This is a genomic window from Poseidonibacter lekithochrous (genome assembly GCF_018861145.1).
Lineage (GTDB): Bacteria > Campylobacterota > Campylobacteria > Campylobacterales > Arcobacteraceae > Poseidonibacter > Poseidonibacter lekithochrous_A.
Map to the genome: position 1 here is coordinate 1 of NZ_JAHKQT010000033.1, position 8,558 is coordinate 8,558.

General features: G+C 27.4%; 6 protein-coding genes. 1 reads left to right on the forward strand and 5 read right to left on the reverse strand.

All coding sequences use genetic code 11. From position 1 onward, the window contains the following. The 5 genes from KO488_RS12500 to KO488_RS12520 form a co-directional block, all read right to left on the reverse strand. Positions 1-1,617 (reverse strand): Calx-beta domain-containing protein (locus KO488_RS12500; protein ID WP_216059153.1); only part of this gene is annotated, 1,617 nt, incomplete at its 3' end. Positions 1,618-1,635: 18 nt separating this feature from the next. After that, positions 1,636-1,809, reverse strand: a complete 174-nt coding sequence (locus tag KO488_RS12505) for a hypothetical protein (RefSeq protein WP_216059154.1) — start codon at positions 1,807-1,809, stop codon at positions 1,636-1,638. A gap of 128 nt (positions 1,810-1,937) precedes the next feature. Then, the gene (locus KO488_RS12510) at positions 1,938-3,503 is read right to left on the reverse strand and encodes an HlyD family type I secretion periplasmic adaptor subunit (RefSeq protein ID WP_228319172.1); all 1,566 of its coding nucleotides are present in this window, start codon (positions 3,501-3,503) and stop codon (positions 1,938-1,940) included. Next, entirely contained in the window at positions 3,500-5,668 is a 2,169-nt protein-coding gene (locus tag KO488_RS12515; protein WP_216059155.1) for a type I secretion system permease/ATPase, read from the reverse strand. Before KO488_RS12515 ends, KO488_RS12510 begins: the two co-directional genes overlap by 4 nt. Positions 5,669-5,687: 19 nt before the next feature. After that, complete coding sequence (locus tag KO488_RS12520; RefSeq protein WP_216059156.1) at positions 5,688-7,526, reverse strand: TolC family protein; 1,839 nt, start codon at positions 7,524-7,526, stop codon at positions 5,688-5,690. A 171-nt stretch (positions 7,527-7,697) separates the two neighbouring features. On the opposite strand from KO488_RS12520, the gene KO488_RS12525 reads away from it, so the two are divergent. Then, complete coding sequence (locus tag KO488_RS12525; protein ID WP_216059157.1) at positions 7,698-8,408, forward strand: response regulator transcription factor; 711 nt, start codon at positions 7,698-7,700, stop codon at positions 8,406-8,408. The last annotated feature ends 150 nt before the right edge of the window (positions 8,409-8,558 follow it).

Here is an 8,558-nt window from a genome sequence, read left to right on the forward strand (position 1 = left end):
TGTTACTGTTGCTTCTAATGTAAATTCTTCAGATCCTTCAAAAACACCATCTTCAATCGTTTCTACTCTTGCTACTATTTCTGTCTCACCTGCTGGAATTGTTGCACTTGTAGCTTCTACCCATTCTCCATTTACAAATATTTCAATTTTTGGAACATAATCAGCTTCTGTTGCTGTTCCTGCATTTAGTGCTAAATCAAATGTTGTATCTACAGCACTCTCAGTACTTAATTGAATATTGAAAATTGCATATTCACCTTCAGTCACTTCTGATCCACTTACACTTAATGTTGGAAGATCTCCATCATCAAGAATCTTCCCTTCACCTTGTTCTTCAGATATAGTTGCATTTACTGCGTTTGTTAAATTAACAAACATACTTTCTGAATCTTCATATATTAAATCATCTATAATTGAAATTGAAATTGTTTTTGAAGTTTCACCTGGAGCAAATGTTATTGTTCCATTTTGTGCTACATAATCTGAACCTGCTAAGGCTGTCCCATCTGCTGTTGTAAAATCTACTGTTATTTCACTAATACTTGGATTACTTAAACTAACTGTAAATGTTAATACTCCATCTTCTTCTTGTACTTCTGATCCTAATATCGTAATTTGAGGCTCTTCATCACTATCTAATATTGAAATTGTACTAGTTTCATTTGTATTAGAAGTAATACCATCTGATAATTCAACATCAATTGTAAATTCTTCAGATCCTTCAAAAACACCATCTTCAATCGTTTCTACTCTTGCTACTATTTCTGTCTCACCCGCTGGAATTGTTGCACTTGTAGCTTCTACCCATTCTCCATTTACAAATATTTCAATTTTTGGAACATAATCAGCTTCTATTGCTGTTCCTGCATTTAGTGCTAAATCAAATGTTGTATCTACCGCACTCTCAGTACTTAATTGAATATTGAAAATTGCATATTCACCTTCAGTCACTATTGCATCTGTAACTGAAAAAGAAGGTGGTACAACATCTCCAATACCAATATCTGCATTAGTATTTGTATCAACAGGCACTGAAGAAATTGAATCAGATAAATTTACCCATCTATCACTTTCTGCAATACCAGGTAATGTATCATCTACAGATCCTAAAATAGAATTAAAAGTAGATCCATTACCAGTTGCATTACCTTCTCCTCCAGGACCTGCTGCTGCAGCACCTAAAGAATCTAATAATGTTTGAAAGTTTGAAATTAACGCAAGATTATCACCAATATCACTTCCTGTATTAACAGGAGTAGATGATAGTTCCGCTAATTTATCTAAAATTTCACTTCCACTAAATGCACTATTTTCTAAAATTGCATCTAAATCTTTATCTTCAACATTTTTATTAATTATAACTGAAGTAGGATTTTTAGTAGTATCATTGTTTTCATTTAAAAATGGAACTATTCCATTTAAATCAACCGTTACATTTTTTCCATTTACATTGAAAATTAAAGATATTGATTCTTGGTTATCTTTAAAGTTTAATATATAATTTGAAAAACCACTAGAAAATATATATTGTTCACCTTTTGCAACATTAAATTCTAAGTCTTTATTTAAATCTATAACTTTATTTGAACCAAATTCATTTTTTATTGTTAATTTCATTTTATATTCCTTTTATATCTATAATTCTGCAGTAATATCTTCGTTAATTAATAGCTTAACTAAAGAGCTATCACCAGTACCTTGATAAACATTATATGTTACGCTATCTACTATTTCGATTGAATTTTCAATCCATTCATTTTCATAAAGACTTATGTCATCATCTATAAGCAAATCATTATCAATAATCATTTCTTTAACCTTTTTTAATCTTTAAATTAAAATTATTTATTTTATAATAATATAGAAATAAAGTCTCTAAAAAGTTTTTTTTATTGTATTTTAAAGTTTTTTTGAGAAAAAAGATAACTAAAATTTAGTTATCTTTCATGAAGAGAGTCTTGTTTTACTTTTAAAATTGGCTTTAAAAGGAAATCAAGGATTGATTTTTTTCCAGTTACAATATCTACACTTGCAACCATACCTGGAATAATAGGGAGTTTAATACCGTTTCGTTCAAGATAATTTTTATCTGTTTTTACTAAAACTCGATAGTAACTTTTACCTTCTTTAGATTCTTTGTCAATAATACTATCCGCTGAAATTTCAATTATTTTTCCATCAAGTCCACCATATATAGAAAAATCATAAGCAGTGATTTTAATAATTGCCTTATGTCGAGGATTTATAAAAGCAATATCTCTTGGATCAATTTTTGCCTCAACAACTAAAGCATCACTTAAAGGAACGATTTCAACTAGTTCCATACCAGATTGGACAACACCACCTATTGTATTAACATTAAGTTGTTTAATAATTCCATCAACAGGTGAAGTAATAACAGTTTTTGCAACTTTATCTTCATCTCCAACTAAACTGGCTTCAATTCTATTTATTTGACTAGCAGTTTTTTGTAGTTCGTTTGATGCTTCTGCTTTAAAAGTATTAACCTTTTCGTTAATTCTACTTTTTGCTTCATTAATTGCATAATTTGACCTAGATATTGATAATCTTGCTGTATCTAAATCACCTTTTGTTTGTGTATATTCTTTTTCAATATCTAATAAATCATATTTTGACTTGACACCACGAGAAACAAGCTTTTTAATAGTTTTTCTTTGTTCTTCAATATAACCTAAGCTTTCACTTAATTTCTTAATATTACTTCTAATTTCTTTTAACTCTTGCCTTTTTTGATTAGCTTGATTTTCTAATACTCGAACTGATGATTGAAGTTCTCTAAATCTATTTTCTAAAAGTAATCTTTCATTAATATGATATTTAGAACTATCTTCTAATACTTTTTTATCAAACTTGATTTTAGGTAAAGATTTATTTACATCAATTTTAGATTCAATCTCAAGTCTTGCCATAATTGCAAGTAATGATAAATATTCTTGTTTACTTTCATTAAGTGTTGCTCTAAATCTTGTAGTATCAATTTTCATTAACGCATCACCACGTTTAACTGTTTGTCCCTCTTTAATAGAAATTTCAGAAATAATTCCACCATCTAAAGATTGCACCGTTTGGATTTTATCTGTTGGTATTACTTTACCATTTCCTCTTGCTAATTCATCAATATCAGCAAATGCAGCCCAAATAATTAAAGATGAAAAAACTCCAGTAACTAAAAGAAAAACGATATTTGTAGGTTTAGAAATTTCTTGATTAGAATTTGCATAACTTGAATAAACAAATTCTAAATCATCTTCTTCTTCATCAGAAAGTCCATAAAGTTTTCTTATCCAGTTAAAAATTCCTTTTTTGGGTTTTCTTTTTTCTTTTGTAAAATCTTGGTCAGTGTAAAATTCTTCAATTTCATTATCTTTTTTAATTTCATCAACTATTTCTTGCTTTTCAATAGTATTAGAATTTTTAACAATTGTTAAATGATCTTTATCTTCACTTAAAATATCATCAAGTTTATTATTCATTTCACTCATTTTAAACCTGCTTTAGAAGTAGTAAATACTTCTTCTTTTGGACCATCAACAACAATTTGTCCGTTTTCTACAATAATAACTCTATCCACTAATTTTAAAAGTGAAGTTTTGTGAGTAACTACAATAAGTGTTTTATTTTCAACTATGCTAACCATCTTATCAATAAATTGTTTTTCTGTTTGTCTATCCATCGAGTTTGTTGGTTCATCTAACATAATAATATTAGGATCAGATATTAAGGCACGAGCAAGAGTAACAGACTGTCTCTCTCCTCCTGATAAACCCTCTCCTCTTTCACCAACAAGTAAATCATATCCCGCTTCATGTTTTCCTAAAAATTCATCTAGTCCTGCTACTTTTGATACTCTTAATAATTCTTCATCTGAAACAAATTGTTCACCAATTGTAAGATTGTCTTTTATCGAGCCCATAAATAAAAATGGTTCTTGAGGTACTGTTCCTATTGCTTGACGTAAATCAGTTGGATCAATTTGTCTTGTATCTAAATCATCAATTAAAACTGAGCCCGAACTTGGTACATATAAATTCATTATCATTTTTAATAATGTAGATTTTCCAGAACCAATTTTTCCTAAAATTGCAACCTTTTCACCTTGCTTAATTTTTAAATTTATATTCTTTAAAGTTTGATGATTTTGATCTTTATATGAGAAATTTACATCTTTTAATTCAATATCCCCTTTTAAATTAGGTCTACTAATATAAGACTTATTTTCTTTTTCTACAGGCATATTCATTACTTCATCTAAATTATTTAAAGATAACATTGTTTTATCAAATTTAATAATCATACCAACAAGTTGTGATACAGGGGCAATAACTCTTCCATTTAAAATCATTGCGGCAATAATTGCACCCATAGTGATCTCACCATCTTGTGCTAAATAAACCCCTCCAGCAACAATAGCAATATTAGAAAACTGTGAGATAAAAGCTGTAAAATATGTAATACTTTGAGATAAGAAGTGACCTTTCTCCGCATAATGCACAGTTTTATTTACAGATTGATCCCAATGAGTTTTCATTCTATTCTGTGCTTTTACACTTTTTATAATCTCCAACCCAGCAACTGTTTCAATTAAAGTAGTTTGTTTAATTTGATCTTCTTTTACAGATTTTTCAATAATTTTCTTTAATGGTCTTTGTAGATACCATGAAAAAGTAATTGAAATAAGTACAGTAGCAATGGTGATATAAGCAAGTGGCCCTGCTATATACACAATAACTAAAATAAAAATCAGTACAAAGGGTAAATCAACAATTGCTGCAATTGTAGCACTTGTAAAAAATTCTCTAACACTTTCAAAAGACTGCAACCTACTTACAAATTGACCTGTAGAAGATGGTTTTGCATCCATTTTAATATTTAATATATGATTAAATATTTTATTTGACATTATAGTATCAGCACGTTTACTAGCAATCCCTAAAAAGTGGGATCTAATAACTTTTAATATTAAATCAAAAAACATAACTAAAGAAATACCTATGAACAATGCCCATAATGTTTCAATTGCATTATTAGGTAAAACTCTATCATATACATTCATAGTAAATAATGGAGTAGCTAATATGAAAATATTTATAAATAATGAAACGATAATAACTTGTTTATAAATATCTTTATTTCTAAATAATGTACCCCAAAACCATTCTTTTGGATTATCTACTAAAACTTCTTTTTCAATTCTATTATTAAAATTATACTCAGGTTTAATAATAATTGTTTCGCCTGTATATTCTTCTTCTAGTTTTGTGATATTCATTACAGTCTCACCAACACTTAATCCAGGAAGGATTACATTTGCAAAGCCTGTATCTAAATCATAATCAAGTAATACACATGCTCTATTTTTATCTAAAATCAGAACAGAAGGTAGTGCTAACTTTGTAATATTTTTTATATTCTTTCTTTTAACCGTTTTTCCAATAAGCCCAATTTTAGATGCAGCCTCATGGAACATTGAAATGTTCATTGATTTTTTATGAATAGGAAGGCCAAAAGTCAAAGACTCGGCAGAAGTTTCTCGTTTGTGAAATTTAGATAAAAAAAGTAGACAACCTAAAAGGTCATCTACTTTTCTTCTATCTTTTAAATTTGTTAATGTTTCACTTTCAATTTGATTTGAATCATTATTTTCCAATATTTACCTTTTTAAAAGCCTAGTGATATTTTTTATATAATTTTTGATGTTTACTAATATTATCTATATAAGGTTTTCCAGCTTTAATTTCTTCTGAGAAGTTAGCAATTGCAGCTTTTGCTTCTTTTACAGAGTTAAATGTACCATAAATAACCTTTGCACTTTTCATACCTGGACCAAATTCATAAGTATAAGCTTGCGCAGAATCTAAACCTTTAGCAGATACAAATTCTTTTGCCTTTAACAAACCTTTTGTAGTTGTTATATTTATAGTGTATGCTTTTGGTGAAGCATTTAAGAAAGATGGAGATTCAATATATTCTTCATCTGCAGGAATAATTATAGGTTCAACAGTTTCAACATTAGCAACTTCACTATCTTCAGTTACCGTTTGTACTACATCATCTCCTAATAAAACATTTAATTCATCAGAAACTTCATCTTCTTTTACAGCAACAACTGGTTCTTCTTCTAACATCAGTGAAACTTCGTCAGTATTAGATACAGCCGTTACATTAGAAGTATTAATATTAGTGGAACAAGATTGTGGTTCAGAAGCTAAAATAGTTTCACTTAACATAGCACTGTTGTTAAGTATTTCATAGTAATTTGAGTATAAAGCATATTCTCTATTAACTAAACTAGATTTTGCTTCATATAAATCTGTTTGAGCATTTAAAATATCAACAAATGTTCTAGTACCAGCTTCAAATTCACTTTTATATACTTCAACGATATTTTCATTTGCAACAACATATTTTTTAAGTACTTCAATTCTATCTTTATTTTTCATAAATCTTTGATAGTTTATTTTTGTAGCGGCAACAATTTCATTTGTTAATGCATCTAATCTGTCTTTTTCTTCCGCTAAAAATAATTCTTCTTGTTCAGAAACAGCATAATCTCCTCCACCATTGTAAAGATTCCATGCTAAAGTAATTCGACCAAATACTTGATCTTCTTTACCTTCTTCATTTAATGATATATCACTATCAGTTAAAGCTTTTAACTCAAGGTTTAAGTTTGGTAAGAAAGTTGCATCAGCTTGCGCGATTTTTTCTCTTTGAGCTTTAATTCTTTCTATTTGTTCAAGTACTTCATTATTTCTAAGAACAGCTAATTCAAGAGCTTCTTGTAAAGTCGAAGGAATTTTATTTAAATCAATCTTTGGTCTACATTCATTACCAGTAGCTTCAATTCCAATATACCTTTTAAAAGTACTTTCTCTAGAACTTTTTAAATCTTTCTCTTCTAAATACTTCTCTTTCATAAAGTTTAATTTAGAATCAACTTGATATGTTTCTAAAACTTCACCACTTATTGATTCTTTTTCTTTTGCAATTTCTAGATTTTCTTCATTAGTAATAATCATCTCTTTAGTTAAAGCTAATAACTCATTATATTGAACTAAGCCAGTATATGCATTAATAGTTTCTAAAACAACATTTTCAATATTAATTCTAGTTCTATATTTATTTGCAAGCTCATTATGTTTAGCTTCTCTAACTCTACTTGGAGTTAAATCTCCATCATAAAGCATTTGATTTAAAGCAATTCCAAAGTTATAACCATCTTCCTGATCAGAACCATCAGCTAATCCTCTATCATTAGCAGAACTATCATAAGCTTTTTCAGTATTACTTTTTTCTAATGTACCGTCAATATCAATTCGAGGATAATATTCCCCTTTTCTTTCATCAATATATTTTCTAAATGCCTTCTGATTATTTTTTTCTGCAATAACTTCAGGGTTAGTAACTAGAACTTTTTCAACACTATCTTTTAAACTAATTGCATGAAGAGTTGTGCTAGCAAGTATAGAAATACAAGTAAATCTTAATAGTTTACTAATATTCATTAGGAATCCTTTATTTTAAATAATTTTATTTATTACTCTATTATAACTTTACTTAATTTTTAATTAAAAATTTGAATTAGACGTAATCATTTAATGATTTCTTTTATTAGTTTAGAATTAGTTATTTTATGTTATTATAATATTTAAATAAATATTATTTTAAGGCAATTAATGGATCAAAACAATTTACATTTAAATAATATATTAAAAAATTTAAATATCCTATATATTGAAGATGAAGAAAATATTCGAATAAATATTGCTAAAACTTTAAAAATACTTGCAAAAAATGTATACGATGTCGAGACAATAGAAGATGCTAATTATTTTATTGACAATAAACGTATCGATATAATAATTTCAGATATAAATCTTGGCGAAGATAATGGATTAGATTTTATTGAAAAATTGCGTACTTATAATAAATCTATCCCAGTAATCTTGCTAAGTGCTTATACGGATACTGATTATTTACTAAAAGCTACAAAATTAAAACTTGTTGATTATCTTAGAAAACCAATCGATTTTAAAATGTTAAAAAAAGCATTAATCAATTCTGTTCAAGATATTTTAGACAATTCAAAATATATCGTAAATTTTTCAGAAAACATAATATATAATGTACTACATAAGAAACTCTATAATACACAAGAAAATAATGAAATATCATTAACTTCAAAAGAATTAATATTATTAGATTATCTTATAAAGTTTAACAATAGAGTTGTATCCCATGATGAATTAAAATTAAATATTTGGCAAGATAGCTTTGATGCAACAGACTCTGCTTTAAAAAATCTATTAAATAAACTTAGAAAGAAGATTGGTAAAGATTCAATAATAAATATATCAGGAGTAGGGTTTAGAGTGCAAATACAATAAAACAAGGACAAAAGATATATAATTTCTTAATATATTAAGACTAAAAGTTTAGGCATAGAGAATAAAATAAATTACAGATAGATTAGTACATTTATATTAATTGTAGTAAATAAAAAACTTAATTCATATTAAAAAGAAGGCTAAAAAAAA

Excerpts from the sequence above, each read along its gene's own strand:
- KO488_RS12505 (WP_216059154.1), bottom strand. The coding sequence starts at position 1,809 with ATGATTATTGATAATGATTTGCTTATAGATGATGACATAAGTCTTTAT.
- KO488_RS12510 (WP_228319172.1), bottom strand. The coding sequence starts at position 3,503 with ATGAGTGAAATGAATAATAAACTTGATGATATTTTAAGTGAAGATAAA.
- KO488_RS12520 (WP_216059156.1), bottom strand. The coding sequence starts at position 7,526 with ATGAATATTAGTAAACTATTAAGATTTACTTGTATTTCTATACTTGCT.
- KO488_RS12525 (WP_216059157.1), top strand. The coding sequence starts at position 7,698 with ATGGATCAAAACAATTTACATTTAAATAATATATTAAAAAATTTAAAT.